Source organism: Dankookia rubra (assembly GCF_004355005.1).
Classification (GTDB): domain Bacteria; phylum Pseudomonadota; class Alphaproteobacteria; order Acetobacterales; family Acetobacteraceae; genus Paracraurococcus; species Paracraurococcus ruber_A.
In genome coordinates, this window is record NZ_SMSJ01000028.1 from 38,564 (window position 1) to 53,580 (window position 15,017).

The 15,017-nt window shown below is 65.6% G+C and carries 12 protein-coding genes; 2 read left to right on the plus strand and 10 right to left on the minus strand.

Going from position 1 to position 15,017, the window contains the following annotated elements; genetic code table 11:
• The 5 genes from E2C06_RS19205 to E2C06_RS19225 form a co-directional block, all read right to left on the minus strand.
• A complete protein-coding gene (locus tag E2C06_RS19205; RefSeq protein WP_133290230.1) occupies positions 1 to 1,260 on the minus strand; it encodes a dihydrolipoamide acetyltransferase family protein in 1,260 nt (419 codons plus the stop codon).
• 1 nt (position 1,261) lies between these two features.
• Entirely contained in the window at positions 1,262 to 2,275 is a 1,014-nt protein-coding gene (locus E2C06_RS19210; RefSeq protein WP_133290231.1) for an alpha-ketoacid dehydrogenase subunit beta, read from the minus strand.
• A 2-nt stretch (positions 2,276 to 2,277) separates the two neighbouring features.
• Entirely contained in the window at positions 2,278 to 3,510 is a 1,233-nt protein-coding gene (locus E2C06_RS19215) for a 3-methyl-2-oxobutanoate dehydrogenase (2-methylpropanoyl-transferring) subunit alpha (protein ID WP_133290232.1), read from the minus strand.
• Positions 3,511 to 3,964: 454 nt separating this feature from the next.
• Entirely contained in the window at positions 3,965 to 4,888 is a 924-nt protein-coding gene (locus tag E2C06_RS19220) for a dihydrodipicolinate synthase family protein (RefSeq protein WP_133290233.1), read from the minus strand.
• Between the two features lie 31 nt (positions 4,889 to 4,919).
• Positions 4,920 to 5,210, minus strand: a complete 291-nt coding sequence (locus E2C06_RS19225; RefSeq protein ID WP_133290234.1) for a hypothetical protein — start codon at positions 5,208 to 5,210, stop codon at positions 4,920 to 4,922.
• 169 nt (positions 5,211 to 5,379) lie between these two features.
• On the opposite strand from E2C06_RS19225, the gene E2C06_RS19230 reads away from it, so the two are divergent.
• Positions 5,380 to 6,708: an ATP-binding protein gene (locus E2C06_RS19230; protein ID WP_133290235.1), complete on the plus strand. Its 1,329-nt coding sequence runs from the start codon at positions 5,380 to 5,382 to the stop codon at positions 6,706 to 6,708.
• 184 nt (positions 6,709 to 6,892) lie between these two features.
• On the plus strand, positions 6,893 to 8,521 hold the full coding sequence (locus tag E2C06_RS19235) for a hypothetical protein (protein WP_133290236.1): 1,629 nt from the start codon (positions 6,893 to 6,895) through the stop codon (positions 8,519 to 8,521).
• A gap of 418 nt (positions 8,522 to 8,939) precedes the next feature.
• Here E2C06_RS19235 and E2C06_RS19240 read toward each other — a convergent pair whose 3' ends face one another.
• From E2C06_RS19240 to E2C06_RS19260, 5 genes are all read right to left on the minus strand, one after another.
• On the minus strand, positions 8,940 to 9,983 hold the full coding sequence (locus tag E2C06_RS19240; protein ID WP_133290237.1) for a TAXI family TRAP transporter solute-binding subunit: 1,044 nt from the start codon (positions 9,981 to 9,983) through the stop codon (positions 8,940 to 8,942).
• Between the two features lie 292 nt (positions 9,984 to 10,275).
• Positions 10,276 to 11,247: a Bug family tripartite tricarboxylate transporter substrate binding protein gene (locus tag E2C06_RS19245; protein WP_165982502.1), complete on the minus strand. Its 972-nt coding sequence runs from the start codon at positions 11,245 to 11,247 to the stop codon at positions 10,276 to 10,278.
• Positions 11,248 to 11,954: 707 nt separating this feature from the next.
• The gene (gene mdoH, locus E2C06_RS19250) at positions 11,955 to 13,607 is read right to left on the minus strand and encodes a glucans biosynthesis glucosyltransferase MdoH (RefSeq protein WP_133290239.1); all 1,653 of its coding nucleotides are present in this window, start codon (positions 13,605 to 13,607) and stop codon (positions 11,955 to 11,957) included.
• A 20-nt stretch (positions 13,608 to 13,627) separates the two neighbouring features.
• Positions 13,628 to 14,269, minus strand: a complete 642-nt coding sequence (locus E2C06_RS19255; RefSeq protein WP_133290240.1) for a uracil-DNA glycosylase family protein — start codon at positions 14,267 to 14,269, stop codon at positions 13,628 to 13,630.
• The gene (locus E2C06_RS19260; RefSeq protein ID WP_193560476.1) at positions 14,266 to 15,015 is read right to left on the minus strand and encodes a PIG-L deacetylase family protein; all 750 of its coding nucleotides are present in this window, start codon (positions 15,013 to 15,015) and stop codon (positions 14,266 to 14,268) included. The genes E2C06_RS19255 and E2C06_RS19260 overlap by 4 nt, the downstream gene beginning before the upstream one ends.
• Positions 15,016 to 15,017 lie beyond the last annotated feature (2 nt).

A 15,017-nucleotide genomic window follows, 5' to 3' on the forward strand; every position in this document is an offset into this window, starting at 1 on the left:
TTATCCCTCCAGGAAGATCCGCGCGGGCAGCTCCAGCAGGCCCTTGATGCGCTGGACGAAGGCCGCCGCGTCGTAGCCGTCGATGACCCGGTGGTCGAAGGAGGAGGACAGGTTCATCATCTTGCGCGGCACGACGCCGCCGCCGATCCACATCGGCCGCACCGCCATCCGGTTGACGCCGATGATCGCCACTTCCGGCCAGTTAACCACCGGCGTGCTGGCGATGCCGCCCAGCGCGCCGAGGCTGGTGATGGTGATGGTCGAGCCGCCGAGCTCCTCGCGCGCCGCCTGCCCGGCTCGCGCGGCCTCCGACAGGCGCCTCAGCTCCGCTGCACAGCCCCACAGGTCGCGCGCCTCGGCGTGGCGCACGACGGGCACGACCAGGCCGGACGCGGTCTGCGTGGCGATGCCGAGATGCACGCCGCCATGCCGCCGGATGACGCCGGCCTCATCGTCGTACAGCGCGTTCATCTGCGGGAAGTCGGCAACGGCGCGGACCACGGCCAGCATCAGGAAGGGGAGAAGCGTCAGCTTCGGACGTTCCGCTGTCTCCGCATTCAGCGCGGCGCGCAATTCCTCCAGCGCGTTGAGGTCGATCTCCTCGACATAGGAGAAATGCGCGATCCGCCGCGTCGCCTCGGCCATCCGCTCGGCAATGCGGCGGCGCAGGCCGGTGACCTTGATCTCCTCGACCCGCGTATCGGCGCCGCGCCCTGCCGGGGCCGGCGCAGCAGGGCCATCGCCCCGCAGCAGCGCGTCGAGGTCCTCGTGCAGGATGCGCCCGGCCGGGCCGCTGCCGTGGACTTGGCGAAGGTCGATCCCCGCCTCCCGCGCCCGCAGCCGCACCGCCGGCGAAGCAATGGGACGCTCGCCCGGCGGGCGCGGCGCCACGCCCTGCCGCGCAGCGGGTCGCGGCTGCTGCGGGGGGGCGGGCTCCGGCGGGGCGGGTGCCTTGGGTTCCGTCGCGGGCGCCTCCTGCTTCGCAGGAGAGGCCGGCGCCGTCGCGCGGTCCGGCTGGCCCGGCACCTCGATCCGCACGAGCTCTCCGCCGACCGCCAGCGTGCTGCCCACCTCGCCGCCTAGCGCGAGGATGGTGCCGGCGACCGGCGACGGGATCTCCACCGTCGCCTTGTCGGTCATCACCTCGGCGAGCGGCTGTTCCTCCCGTACGACGTCACCGACCTTGACGTGCCAGCCGACCAGCTCGGCCTCGGCGACGCCCTCGCCGATATCCGGCAGCTTGACCACGCGGGTGCCCATCTCAGGCCTCCAGCACGGTGCGAAGGGCCCGGCCGACGCGCTCGGGGCCCGGGAAGTAGTCCCACTCCTGCGCGTGCGGATAGGGCGTGTCCCAGCCGGTGACCCGCAGGATCGGTGCCTCCAGGTGGTAGAAGCAGCGCTCCTGCACCTGCGCCGAAAGCTCGGCGCCGAAGCCGGAGGTGCGCGTCGCCTCGTGCAGGATCACGCAGCGGCCGGTCTTCCGCACCGACCGCTCGATCGCCTCGACATCAAGCGGAACCAGCGTGCGGAGGTCGATGATCTCGGCATCGATGCCGGTCTCGGCCGCCGCTGCCTCCGCCACATGCACCATGGTGCCGTAGGCGAGCACCGTTACCGCGTTGCCCTCGCGCCGCACCGCGGCCTCCCCGAGTGGGACGGTGTAGTGCCCGTCCGGCGTCTCGCCGAGCGGATGCCGCGCCCAGGGCACCACGGGCTGGTCGTGATGCCCGTTGAAGGGGCCGTTGTAGACCCGCTTAGGCTCCAGGAAGATGACCGGATCGTCGTCCTCGATCGCCGCGATCAACAGGCCTTTGGCGTCGTAAGGGTTGGAGGGGATGACGGTCTTCAGGCCGCAGACATGGGTGAACAGCGCCTCGGGGCTCTGGCTATGCGTCTGGCCGCCGAAGATGCCGCCGCCGCAGGGCATGCGCACCACCATCGGCGCGGTGAACTCGCCGGCCGAGCGGTAGCGCAGCCGCGCGGCTTCCGAGACGATCTGGTCGTAGCCGGGATACATGTAGTCGGCGAACTGGATCTCGGCGACGGGACGCAGGCCGTAGGCGCCCATGCCGACAGCAACGCCGATGATCCCGCCTTCGGAGATTGGTGCATCGAAGCAGCGCGACGTTCCGTACTTGCGCTGCAGCCCTTCGGTGGCGCGGAACACGCCGCCGAAATAGCCGACGTCCTCACCGAAGACGACGACGCGGCTGTCGCGGCCCATCATCACGTCGAGCGCGTCGCGGATCGCCTCCACCATGGTCCGGCGCGGCATGCTCAGATCCCCATCGCCTGGCGCTGCTCGCGCAGGTGGCGGGGCATCTCCTTGTAGACGCCCTCGAACATGGTGGCGGCGCTGGGCTTCGGGCCGTCATGCAGGGTGCCGTGGCGCTCCGCCTCGCGCGCCGCGGCCAGCACCTCCTCCTCGATCTCGGCGCGCAGCTGGGTCTGCCGCGCCTCGCTCCAGTCCCCGCCGGCGATCAGGTGGTTCTTCAGCCGTTCGATCGGGTCGCCGAGCGGCCAGGCATCCGATTCCTCCTTCGGCCGGTAGCGGGAGGGTTCGTCCGAGCTGGAATGCGCGCCGGCCCGGTAGGTCACCCATTCGATCAGCGTCGCGCCGAGGTTGCGCCGTGCCCGCTCCACCGCCCAGGCGGTCGCGGCATGCACCGCGAGGTAGTCGTTGCCGTCGACCCGGAGCGAGGGGATGCCGTACCCATGCGCGCGGGCCGCGAAGGGCGCGTTCTCGCCGCCCGCCACACCCTGGAAGGAGGAGATGGCCCACTGGTTGTTGACCACGTTGAGGATCACCGGCGGCCGGTAGACCGAGGCGAAAACCAGGGCCGCGTGGAAGTCGCTCTCGGCGGTCGAGCCCTCGCCGACCCAGGCCGCGGCGACGCGGGTGTCCCCGCTGATGGCCGAGGCCATCGCCCAGCCCACGGCCTGCACGTATTGCGTGGCGAGGTTGCCGGAGATGGAGAAGAACCCGGCGTCCCGCACGGAATAGAGCACCGGCAGTTGCCGCCCCAGCAGGCGGTCCTGCGCGTTGGAGAAGACCTGGCACATCATGTCGACCAGCGACCAGTCCTGGGCGATCAGCAGACCCTGCTGGCGATAGGTCGGGAAATTCATGTCGCCCTTCTCGAGCGCGGTCTGGAAGCCGCAGGCCACCGCCTCCTCGCCGGTGCAGGGCATGTAGAAGGATGTCTTGCCCTGGCGCTGCGCCATCATCATCCGCGCGTCGTAGGCGCGGGTCTTCAGCATGGCGCGCAGCCCGGCCTTCAGCGCCTCGGCGTCGAGCCCGGGCGCCCAGGGGCCGACCGCCTCGCCCTGGCGGTCGAGCACGCGGATGATGGAATAGGCGAGGTCATGGATCTCGTGCGCCGGAACATCGATCGGCGGTCGACGGACCGCGCCGGCCTGTGGAATGGACAAATGGTGGAAGTCGGGCTTGTCGCCCGGCCGCACCGCGGGTTCCGGGATATGCAGCGACAAAGGTTTCTGCTCAATCATCGCATGCTCCCGTCGCGGCGCCTTGAAAGCGCCAGTTGCCAAGCCCGACCCAACCTGCAACGACGGAAAGAGTGCTGGACCGTTTTGAGTTCCCTAGCAGCAATCGGCATTGGACGAGACGCGCCGCAAAGAACCAAACCATCACGGTTCGGCTGGTCGTGCCTTGGCCCTGACCGATGCAGTCACCGCTGAAAGCTGGGCTGATACGTTGGTTGAAAGGAAAGGGGGCTCGGCTTCTCGCTACAGAGGCCAAGGCGTACCGGTACGCTTCCACCGGGGCTCCTCCGACGAGCCGACGGAGCGGGCGCTGCGGCGACAGAAGATGGAGGTCCGGCAGCCGTCCCCGGCGCGGGCGAACCTGCCTGAACCCGGCGCCGCGCGGCGAGCGCCAGACCCACGCAAATAGATGAGGGGGCCTGGGACAGAATACCTGCTTTCCCCAGCCTGGCCTTGCCTAGCGCCCCCAGCGCAGCACCAGCGGATCCAGCCGCCTTGCCGCATCCAGAAGTCCCTCCCGCGCCGCCGGGTGCAGCGGCAGCAGCGGCGCGCGCGGCAGGCCGCAGCGGATGACCCCGCCCGCCTCCATCAGCGCCTTCGCCGCCAGGAGCCCGCATTGCCGGTTCTCGTGGTTGATCAGCGGCAGCCAGCGGCCATAGGCGGCGACCGCGGCCTCGCGGTCGCCGGCGAAATAGGGATCGGTGACCTGCCGGATGCCGTCGGGGAAGCCGCCGCCGGTCATCGACCCGGTGGCGCCGGCATCGAGGTCGGCGAGCAGGGTGATCGCCTCCTCTCCGTCCCAGGGGCCGAGGACATGCTCGCCGCCGAGCGCTATGAGGTCGCGCAGCTTGGCCGCGGCCTGCGGCACCTCGACCTTGAAGTAGGACACATGCGCGATCTCCCGCGCCATGCGGGCGAGGAAGGCGGCCGGCAGCGGCGTGCCGCTGACCGGCGCGTCCTGGATCATGATGGGGATGTCGATCGCATCCGAGACGCGGCGGAAGAAATCGAGGATCGCCGGCTCGCCGACGCGGATGGTGGCGCCGTGATAGGGCGGCATGATCATCACCATCGCGGCGCCGGCCTCCTGCGCCCGCCTGCTGCGCTCGGCGCAGACGGCGGTGCCGAAATGCGTGGTGGTGACGATCACCGGCACGCGGCCGCCGACATGGCGCAGCACCGCCTGCATGACCTCGTCGCGCTCGGCGTCGGTCAGGACGAACTGCTCGGAGAAATTGGCCAGGATGCAGAGCCCTTCGGAGCCCGCATCGATCATGAAGTCGACGGCGCGGAGCTGGCCTTCGAGGTCGAGCGCGCCGCGTTCGTCGAAGATTGTGGGCACGACCGGGAAGACGCCCCGGTAGGCGGTGGGCTTTGACATCGATTCCTCCCTGGGCTTCGCCCCGGGCCTGTCAGCCCCCGGCGATCGCCTTGCGCGGCGGCGGCTCGATCAGCCGGATGCCGTGGGCCATGGTACGCGGCATCGCGGGCTGCGAAAGCCTGAGCAGCAATCCATGCCGGGTCACCTCCACCCGCGCATTCGGATAACCGGCAATGAGGTGCGGCAGTACCTCGCGAATGCGGTAGGCCGGCGTCTTGGTCTGCTTCTTTGCGCTGCCGGGCTGGTCGGGCAGCTGCGCGCAGCGGAGATGCAGGTCCTGCCGCGGCAGCCGGCAGGCGAAGCACAAGGTGGGGATGGCCATCGGTGTGGCCTCTGCGGCGATGCAACGCGCGGTTCGCGGCGCTTCGGCGCGCAGACATGGCAAACTCGGAAGCGGTGATCCACGCATAGGTGGCGCGGATCTGTGCCGTCAGCAGCGCCTCGTTCGTCGGGCTCAACTGTGCTAGGAGATTTGACCATAAGGAGAATACGTGCTCGTGCGTCTGCTTCGAGACCTTTTCCAACGCCGAGCTCTGCTGCCATCAGTACGTGCCGAGCAGCCAGTCCCAGACGTCACGGTTCATGAGGGCAAAGTCGATCAGCACAGGAAGCCGAACGATCAACGACAGCGCCTGGCAAACGCCTTCACGCCGACGCGACCGCTAGCCCATTCCCAAACGGACTCGTCAAGGAGACTGAGCGGCAAAGACCAAGCGTCTTTTATCGGGCGAGAAATTGAGCGGGAGTCCATAATCCGCGCTCTCACCGAAGATCGCTCGCACGTCGCCATCTTTGGCGATCGTGGCCGTGGCAAGACATCCCTGGCCAATCATGCGGTTGCACAGCGTGAATTGGCTGACTTCATCGTCGCGCGTTATGTCTGCTCCGCGACGAGTAACTTCGACACGATCATGCGGGGACTGCTTCGCGATCTGGCGGTTTCTCTTGCTCATGGTAGTTCAGCTGTCTCCGGCAACAATGGCCGCATCTTAGAATCCATGCCGCCGAACGCTTTGCGGCCCAATGACGTTCTGAACCTCTGCAGCCGCTTGCGGGATGTCCGGATACTGCTCATGGTCGATGAATTCGACCGTGTCACAGATAAGGACACGCGCACGGCAGTGGCTGATACAATAAAGCATCTATCCGACCGCGCCTTTTCCATCCTTTTCATGATCATCGGTGCTTCTGGCAGCCCTGAAGCCCTGCTCGGTCGTCATCTCTCCATTCAACGCTGCGTCACGCGCGTGGCGCTGCCGCTGCTGACGCAGGCGCAGGTGGAGCATCTCGTCGAGCGCGGCGCCGCACAGGCGGGCCTGGAGTTCAGTGCCGCCGCCCGAACCTGCATCGCGGAGTTGGCACGGGGCGTACCGTACATGGCTCAGCTGCTTTCCCTCCGCGCCGGGCAGGCAGCCCTCGGCAACGGGCGCGTGACGATTCTCGGCGGTGATCTGCTCGCGGCAATCGAGGCTGCCGCTATCGAAGCGGATCCACGTATTCTGATCCTCTATGCCCGGGTGACCGATGCGGAACGCGATACTGCAGCGCTGGCCGCCTTGCGCGCAGCGGCAGCGGGCCCGCAGGACGGACTTGGACGTTTCAGGGTAGTACCCGACGGCCCGTCAATAAGGGTCGCAGGCCTCCAGGTCGAACCTGCGGCCTGGCATCGTGTTCTGAGCCTGGGCGCTATCGAGGCTGTCCACGATGAGGGTCCGGACCTCTTCACTTTCACCGAGGCAATGCTGCCGCACCTGGTGCTCCTGCGAGCCTTGCTCGCTCGTCAGGCTGCTGCAGAGCCGGCGTCCCCGCGCGGCCTTTAGTGTAAAATGCATACAGCGCATTTCGATTGTCGGACGTGTTCGCAACCGTGCGGCAACCTAGCATCCATGATCCACCGATTGACACGTTGAGTTGCTCGCCATGGCTTGCCGGGCGCAGGTATCGCTATCTGAGTCTATGGTTCCCTAAGCTTTGGTTCGGCCATTCCGAAGGCTCGGTTGGATAATGTTTTCAGAAAGCGACCACAGCACGACCGCTTTCCAGGCGTCTCAGGACAAGGTGGCGCTGCAACATGCGGTGGCGATGCTTGGCCCTGATTGGCAGTTGTTGAGCCCATATGCATCATCGTCCGCCGCGGCGACTGCACACGGTCCAAGTACGCCCGCCATCTTGGCCAACCCGGCATGCGGGGTCCTTCTCCTCGACATCGCACCACATATCAGTCCCGCCGCGGTGGACTGGTTTCGTGCTACGCTTGAACGGATCGGGTTCACTGACACCTGTCCCGGCAACCTGCCGGTGGTGCACCGGGTCCTGCCGCCCCAGCACCTCCGCAGATTGCCCGACATCATCGACTACGCCCTGTCCTGGGAACCACCGCTTACCATCCGTCCTGACCTATCCTGGGTTTCGATCCTTCGAGAGCAGCTGAGGACTGTTCCCAGCGAAGATGCCAGGCGGGTTGCCGCAGACGTCCGCAGAAAAGCTCCGTCCGAGCTGCATGAAGGGGCAGATCCGCCGCCGCCGGCTCTACCTGCTGCCCTGTTGCTCGTTGTTTGCGGACTGCTGATCGCGATCGGCGGAGGCACGGCGATGATGTGGCGGCGGCTGGTCCCCGAGCCGGCCGCTTCGCAGCTGGCGCTGAATGCTGGTGACGATGCCCGGTCGACCGTACCCGCTACCGAAGGCGGCGGTGCATGGAAGCTGCCGGAACCTCCCGCACTTAGCCAGTTGTCGGAACATGAACCGAGCATGGACCGCATTGACTCTCCATCGGCATCAGAAATGCCGAGGCTTTCCAAGACCGAACCGGCTGAGATTCCTTCGGCAAGACTTGGCACTGAAGATCTTGACCAGACCGGTGTTGCGGACTCCCCCGGGCATGACGGCGCAGTGCCGATGATCGCCGGGAAAGATGTCGTCGCGCCGGCTTCTCTCAGCAACGATACGCTTGCGGCCGGGGTTGCCACTGTTGAGCCCGAGCAGGCGCCCGCCAGCGGTGGTGGGGTGCCAAATGTCACTTCGGCCGTTCCCGAGGAGCCGGTCGTAGTGGCTGAAGCCTCGCCTGCCCCAGACGGATCCGCCGTTTTGGAGCCATCACCGATGCCAGGCGATCCGTCGGCCGAAGTGGCACACGCACACGTTCTGGCCAATGGCAGCAACGGCCCATCGAATGAGGCAGAACTCGCTGTGACACCTGCTGGGACGGCCGAGACGCCGCCGCAGATCATCCCAGATCAGCAACAGAGTGCCACTTCCTCAGTGACGGCAATGGTGCCTGCCGAGAGCACGGTCGGGGAACCTGGCATCAGCGCAGGCCCTGCCGGACCGTCCAGCCCGTCAAGATCGTCAGATGCCTTGCTGTCGAACCTGCTGAGGCGCGGCGACAGCATGTTGGCGTTGGGTGATGTCTCGGCCGCTCGCCTCTTTTATGAACGAGCAGCAACAGCCGGCAGTGGAAAGGCGGCAACGGCGCTTGGCAAGACCTACGACCCGGAGATGCTCGCCCGGCTAGGCGTTCCAGGCAGCGCTGGCGATGCCACAATCGCCGTTCGCTGGTACCGTGTGGCGCAAATCCTGGGCGATCCGGAAGCTGCCCGGTTGTTGAACAAGACCGAGCGACTGCGCCCTTAGGCGTTGAGCCTCATTCTGCGGGCTCACCCGGCCTGTTCGCGCTTGCACCTGTTCTCTTCGGCCACACACTTCGCTATGCATTTGTCTCTGTTGGGGTCGATCGTGAAATATCGGGCATTGCATTCAGTGGTACACGACTGACGCTTCGTCTCGCACTTGGATTGAGCCGCGGCATAAGTGAGCCCAGTCACCATCAGCATGGCCGTGGCACCACCTGCAAGCTGCAGGTAGAACGAAAAAGTCCGCATCAGCGCGGATCGCCTGGTGATGCTCTGTGCTTTCCGACATCTTCGGACCGAGCGATGCCGGCATGCACCGAGGATGCGTTGTGCATCGGCTTGTGCTTTCTCATGCTCCGCCACCATCGAATGCTCGACGTCTTATCGCCGCCAGCAGAGGCAAAGGTCAAAGGGGCCGCTCAGCGCTGTGACGCTCCCGCGGGCATGCGCTGCGGGCGGGTAGCGGGATTACGGTCGATCCACTCCTGCGCTGGCGCGAAACGCCTCAGACCTGGCACCTGCGCCGCCAGGTTGACGTCCCTCCAAGCGGGATGGAAGCCCGGTGCGTGAAATCGATCGATACGGCTGAAGAGATGGTCCACCAAGCGGTTGAGGCGGGCATAGCGGTCTGACCCCGGCGGCCAATTGTAAACGGCGAGGATGGTCGGGACTGAGATGGTCGGAACGTCCTGTCCTTCCGCTATCAGTTGTGGGTAGTCCTTCGACGTCAGAGTGGAGGGAAGGTAGTGATTGAGGAAATCGGCTTCTCCGATATCCACCGGCAGGAACTTGAAGCCGGGCTCCCAACGGCCGCGTAGGAATGCGTCCACTGGTTTAGAAGTGATGAACACGACTGCTGAAATATCACCCTCTCCGCGGCGCATCTGCTCGAGCGCGGCCGGATGTGGGATGAAAATCTTCTCCACCTCAAGCTTTAAACGGTCGAAGATCAAGGGTCCGGAATAGGCCGCACTGGTGCCCGGCGTATTGAAATTTACCTTTTTGCCACTTAAATCCGCGAGCGATTTTATGTCCGGGCGAACAAAAATGTGCAGTTCGGATGGAAAAAGATTCAGGATGTAGCTGATACGCTGGTCGATGTTCGGTACCAGAGTACGGAATTGCTCAAGGGCGTCGGCATTGATGATCGCAGCATCAATGCCGCGCAGATATAATAGTGCTTCAACGTTCTGTGTCGGACCGCGTGTGACGACCGGAAGAACATGGAGCGCGTCGCTTTCATCGACAACTCGGGCGATCTCGGTGGCAAAGCGTATCGGTGCTCCTTCGAGCAAGCCACCAGCCAAGCCTATCGTCCAGGCGTTTAGTTTTTGCTTGGCGGCTGCTTCATTCCTGCTCATCGGCCGATCGGTACGGGGCTGCGCGGCTGCAGGCGTGAGTGGATGGAGCGCGCCCGCGAGAAGAAGAACCAAGCCGATGCGGATCGCCCTCAACGCGTTCATTGGTTCACCTTCGAGTCTGATTTGCTGTGAGGCGGCACGCTCTCAGTCTTGCCTACAACCGTAACAAACGCCGCGCGAGTGCTCATCGTCCTTGATGGCAGAACGTAAGTGCAAAGCGTATCGGTTCGTCCCGGGACAGGTGAAACGGCTTGCCTCATACTTCCGTGTGCTGTTCATGATCCATGCTGGATCCCAGGATGCTGCGCTTCGGTCGAATACGTGGAGGTGCGAAAAGCCTGTAGAGTTTCTCAAAGGCGAGCTGTGCGTCGCTTCTGTGGTAGGGACCAAACAACTACTCCGCGGTGATGCCCCGGGCTCGCACCAATTCGCCCCAGCGCTTGTCCTCTGCCATCGCGCGCATCACGAGTTCGTCTCGTGTCGACCCGATAGCCTCGGCTCCCAGTGCGGCGAAGCGCCGTACCGTTTCCGGGTCGCGTGCAGCGGAAACGACCGCAGCACTCATCCGAGCAGTAATTTCTGCAGGCACACCTGCAGGACCGGCGACGGCGAGCCATGACGCTGTGTCGAAGCCCGGCAGAGTCTCAGCAACAGCCGGCAGTTCCGGCATCAGCGACGACCGCTGGCTGCTGGTAACCGCCAGCGCACGGGCCTGGCCGTCGCGCACCAAGGGTAGCGCGGTGGGAAAGGCGTCTACCATGACTTGCGCGCGTCCGGCAGCCAGGTCTCGCAACGCATCAGGGTTGCCGCGGTAATGGACCAGCTCGCAGCGCGCGCCAAGTCGCTCCAACAGCATCTCCGTCGCAAGGTGCGGAATGACGCCTGCGCCTGGGGTCGCGCATATCGGAGGTGTCCCTTGCGCCTTCATCCAGGCGCCCAGTTCGGCGATGTTCGAAACGGGAAGGGTGGGATGCACCATCACCGCCGAGGGAAAGCGGGCAAACTCGCTGATCAGGGCGAAGTCCCGTTGCGGGTCGAAGGGAAGGTTGCGATAGACGTGACGATTGACCGAAAGCGTTGCAGCAAAAAGGGTGCCGAAAGTGAAGCCGTCCGGCGTGGCGCGGGCAAGGGCCGCGGCAGCGAGGTTGCCGGCTGCGCCAGGGCGGTTTTCGACAACAACGGGCTGACCAAGCTCAACTTCCAGCCGCCGCGCCAGGATGCGCGTCAGAAGGTCTGGTGCCCCGCCAGGTGGAAAGCCGACGATCCATCGAATCGAGCGGTCCGGCCAGGACGCCGCTTTGCCGAAGGAAGGCGCCGTCGTGGCCAACACACTGGAAAATGCAACGAGCACACGGCGGGTTGGCATCGAGGATATCCGGGTCAGCGGCCAAGGAACTGCAACGGAGGCTAGGTCCCACTCGAAAGCGAGGCAACACACGGTTACGCCGGGGTCGTTGTTGAAGCCAATGCCGTGCGGCGTCAGGTAATTGAGGAAGCCGGAATTCCGCAACAAAACCGCCCGCAACGAGGAAGGTCGTCCTTCGCCGCGACCACCTGGATTTTGTCATTTCCGGCGCTGACCATCTGTCTATTTTTACGCGATTGTCGCGCAGGCATTAAACCATGAAGATGTTGTGGGTCTTGATCGGATCAGACGGTCAGGTGAGTTGAACTGCGCAGCACCGCGAGCAATATCGGCGTAACCGGCGGCTTTGCCGAGGCGATTTGGCGGACGCTGAACGGACGATTGTGAAACCACCTTTTCGGCGGATCGAAATGCAGCAGTTTTTTTAGCCATGACGTGGCCGGGGAGAAAAGCGTTTACAACAAGTCCTGTGGAACAGATTTATCGCGCATATAGCAACTGGTCTTCCTCAATATAAGCCACAGCATGTCGTTTTACAATTTACTTGTAAATACACCAATGAATTTGCATCGCAGCAGAAAATTTTCTTATAAAAACCGTTCGTTTGTCAAATAAATTTACTTTTCCGACTTAAGAACTTAATCATTGTGCGTTTTTTCTTAATATGAATGTGAGGTTTAAAATCGAAATCGCCATTCTACGTGAAATCATCGAACATCAACTTCCGTCACCGACTTTGTATCAGTGATGCTTTTCGTCTGGGCAGTGACAACTGCAAGCGGTACGGCAAGGATTAGCCCTGCACATATGGGCAGGGCCGTCAGCAGCGCGAAGTCTCCGCCTTTGGAGAAACACAATCCAAATGCCAGTCCTACCACCACATGGAAGCCGAAGCGCCGGGACGCGCCCGGCCAGGTGATCGCTCGCGCGTGACGGTGCTGCGGCGCCCAGTTGCCCGGTCTTGTGGTCATCAACTGTAGCATCGTCGAGGTCCGCTCCAGCGCCGCCACCGAATCCAGCAACAATCCAAGGACAATCTCCTGACCCATGCAGCGGAGCAATGCTGCCCGCCCGGCTCGCCCAGGGCGCAGCAGCAGCTCGGCATAGCCCGCCAGCTTTGGCATGTTCAGCGCGACAAACCCGGCGACCAGCAAGGCGAGCAATCCGCCGCGCGAGGTATCCTCCCCACCGCCGGACACGACGTTCAGCGCTGCCAGCGGCAGCAGCGCGAACCAGAGCGGCGCCAGCGCATAGTGCAGGATCGCCTGCACCATCTGAAAACGTCCGAGCCTGCCTAAGTCCGGTCTGCGCAACAGATGGCGATACTGCAGATTGCCCGCAGCCCAGCGCAGGTCACGGCTGAACAAGGCCAGCAGGTCGGGTGGATGCCTTTCGAAAGATCCCGCATCCTCCGGCAGCACCCGCACCGCCCAGCCGGCGGCATGCAGCAGTGCCGCTTCGGCATGGTCGTGGCTCAGGATGTGGCTGCCATCCGGCAACAGCGGCAACCTAGCGTCGCGGCGAAAGGCGGCGATGCGCAACAAGGCGTTGTGGCCCCAGTACGGCCCTTCTGGCCCCTGCCACCACGCCTGGCCGGTGGCCCAGAGACGCGCGCCGTGGCGGTGGCCGAAGCCGAACAGCCGCGCGAAGGACGTCTCTGCGCCGCATCCGGCGACCGTAGGCTGCAGGATTGCCAAGCGATAATCGGCTTGCATCACCCGTACCAGCCGCCGTACCGCCGTCGCCGACATCGTGGAATCGGCGTCCAGAACGAGTGCGAAATCGAATTCCTCGGCGTGTTGATCGAGGAACTCCATCAGGTTGCCCGCCTTGAAGCCGGTATTCTCCTGGCGCCGGCGGTACAGCAGGGTGCCGGGCGGCAGTCTTGCTGCCAGTGCCGCTGCGGCCTGCGCTTCCGCCTCAGCCGCACTTCCGCATGGCGTGTCGGACAGGATGCCGAGGGCGAAGCGGCCCGCATCGGCGGCGTGCAATTCCCGCAGCAGCCTGGCAAGCGGCGGCAGCACGGTCGCCATGTCCTCCAACCGCACGCAGACTGCCAGCACCGTGCGGGCCTCGATCGGTGATGCGTCCAGGTCGCAGCGGTGCCGCAGCGCCGGCAGCACGGCAGCAATCGGATCCCTGGCGAACAGGCGGATTGCGAACCCGATCAGCCCGGTTGCCGCCGAAAGGCCCAGCCAGGGCGCATTGGCGGTGAGGCAGACCAGGATGAGGGCTTCCCAGGCTGTCCAGCCGCCGCCCGCCAGCACCCGCCAGGCCAGCGCGAGGAGGCCAAGCGTCAGGCCGCCGGCGAGCAGCGCGAAGACCGCACGCCGCGGCCCCAGGCCTTGCAGGCCTTGCATGGGCGACACGGCGCGGCGGGTCAGACGGTGGCGCCCCGACGGGCAGGAAGCAGGCCAGCGGCCTCGGTCAGCACCGCGACGATCCGGCGGGGCAGCGCGGGATCGGTGCAGGTATAGACTGGGCTAGGATGCGGCATGGCCAGCACCGGCATCCCGGGACGCGCCGCCTGCAACGCCGGCATTGCGAGCCTGGCGAAGCGCCCGGCGAGCACCGCGACCGCGAGCTGCGGCAGCAGGTCCAGCAGCGGTGGCAGCAGCGCGAGGCCCGCGGCGCACTCGGCAGCCCTTGGCGAGCGATTGGTGGCCCCGGGCGCGTGGATGAAAAAAGGCACGGTGTTCCAGATCAACAGGTCGGCCCGGGCGACGCCGGCATCGCCGAGGAAGCGGCGCAGATTGGCACTCGTCGGCGTAGGGTTGTCGCTGGAAACGAAGCCGGTCACCGGCATGGAAGGACCCGGCGTCTCCAGCAACAGCAGCAGGCGGGCCGCCGTGCCGCCGTCCGCCGGATCGGCATCCGGCACCGCTCGTCCGGTCTGCTCTCGCAGCATCCCGGCGAAGTGTGCCAGCGGCTGCATATGCGGCCTGGCCAGGGCCGCACGACGCGCCGCGAGTACCGCCGGATCGGCCAAAGGCGCGGCAAGCCGCTTCTGGAAGACGGTCATGCCGCGGCGCGCAGGCCGCTGGGCAGCAGCGCGCGGCCCTGGGCGCGGAACCGTTCCACCGCGCCGGCCTCGGCCAGCGCCTGCCGCAGGCCCGCCTCGCCGCCGAACTGGAAGCCGAGCTGCGTGCCGTAGGCGCTACAGGCGCGATGTCGCGTCTCGGCATCGCCCTCCACCGCCACGTCCGGCCAGGCAGCCATCTCCGCGGCGAAGGGCCGAGCGGGATGGCTCTGCGGCTTCGCACTGTAGGGAAAGTCCGTCCACCACAGCACCGGCAGGTCCGTTGGCAGCACGGCGCTCAGCGCGCGCACCAGCACCACGTGGTCGACATGGCCGCCGACCGCCTGCGGCGCCAGCACCAGGTCGGGGCCGGCATCCAGCATCGAGATCAGGGCCCGGGTCAGCGGCGCCGCGATGCCGTCCGCCGGCCGCGGCGGCGCGAACAGCGCCCGGGCATCGCCATAGCCGCGGTGCGGCGCTTCCGGCAGGTCTAGCCATTGAGGCGCCGCGCCGAGCAGAGCGCAGGCTGCCGCGTCCTCGGCACGCCGCAGCGCCATGTAGTCCACCTCCGGCCCCAGCCCCTTGTCGAGCTGGCAGTCGAGGGCAAAGCCGGTTGGCCGCGGCACCGACTGCGTGAAGGCGGTGCAGACCGTGACCGCCCAGCCCATGCGCGCCAGCCGTGCCAGCGTACCGCCGCACGAGAAAGCGGCATCGTCCAGGTGCGGGGAGATGGCGAGGGCACGCGGCATCA

Bases quoted from the DNA above. Each gene is read 5' to 3' on its own strand.
- E2C06_RS19215 (WP_133290232.1), bottom strand. From the start codon at position 3,510: ATGATTGAGCAGAAACCTTTGTCGCTGCATATCCCGGAACCCGCGGTG.
- E2C06_RS19245 (WP_165982502.1), bottom strand. From the start codon at position 11,247: ATGCCAACCCGCCGTGTGCTCGTTGCATTTTCCAGTGTGTTGGCCACG.
- E2C06_RS19205 (WP_133290230.1), bottom strand. From the start codon at position 1,260: ATGGGCACCCGCGTGGTCAAGCTGCCGGATATCGGCGAGGGCGTCGCC.
- mdoH (WP_133290239.1), bottom strand. From the start codon at position 13,607: ATGCAAGGCCTGCAAGGCCTGGGGCCGCGGCGTGCGGTCTTCGCGCTG.
- E2C06_RS19220 (WP_133290233.1), bottom strand. From the start codon at position 4,888: ATGTCAAAGCCCACCGCCTACCGGGGCGTCTTCCCGGTCGTGCCCACA.
- E2C06_RS19210 (WP_133290231.1), bottom strand. From the start codon at position 2,275: ATGCCGCGCCGGACCATGGTGGAGGCGATCCGCGACGCGCTCGACGTG.
- E2C06_RS19235 (WP_133290236.1), top strand. From the start codon at position 6,893: ATGTTTTCAGAAAGCGACCACAGCACGACCGCTTTCCAGGCGTCTCAG.
- E2C06_RS19225 (WP_133290234.1), bottom strand. From the start codon at position 5,210: ATGGCCATCCCCACCTTGTGCTTCGCCTGCCGGCTGCCGCGGCAGGAC.
- E2C06_RS19255 (WP_133290240.1), bottom strand. From the start codon at position 14,269: ATGACCGTCTTCCAGAAGCGGCTTGCCGCGCCTTTGGCCGATCCGGCG.
- E2C06_RS19240 (WP_133290237.1), bottom strand. From the start codon at position 9,983: ATGAACGCGTTGAGGGCGATCCGCATCGGCTTGGTTCTTCTTCTCGCG.
- E2C06_RS19260 (WP_193560476.1), bottom strand. From the start codon at position 15,015: ATGCCGCGTGCCCTCGCCATCTCCCCGCACCTGGACGATGCCGCTTTC.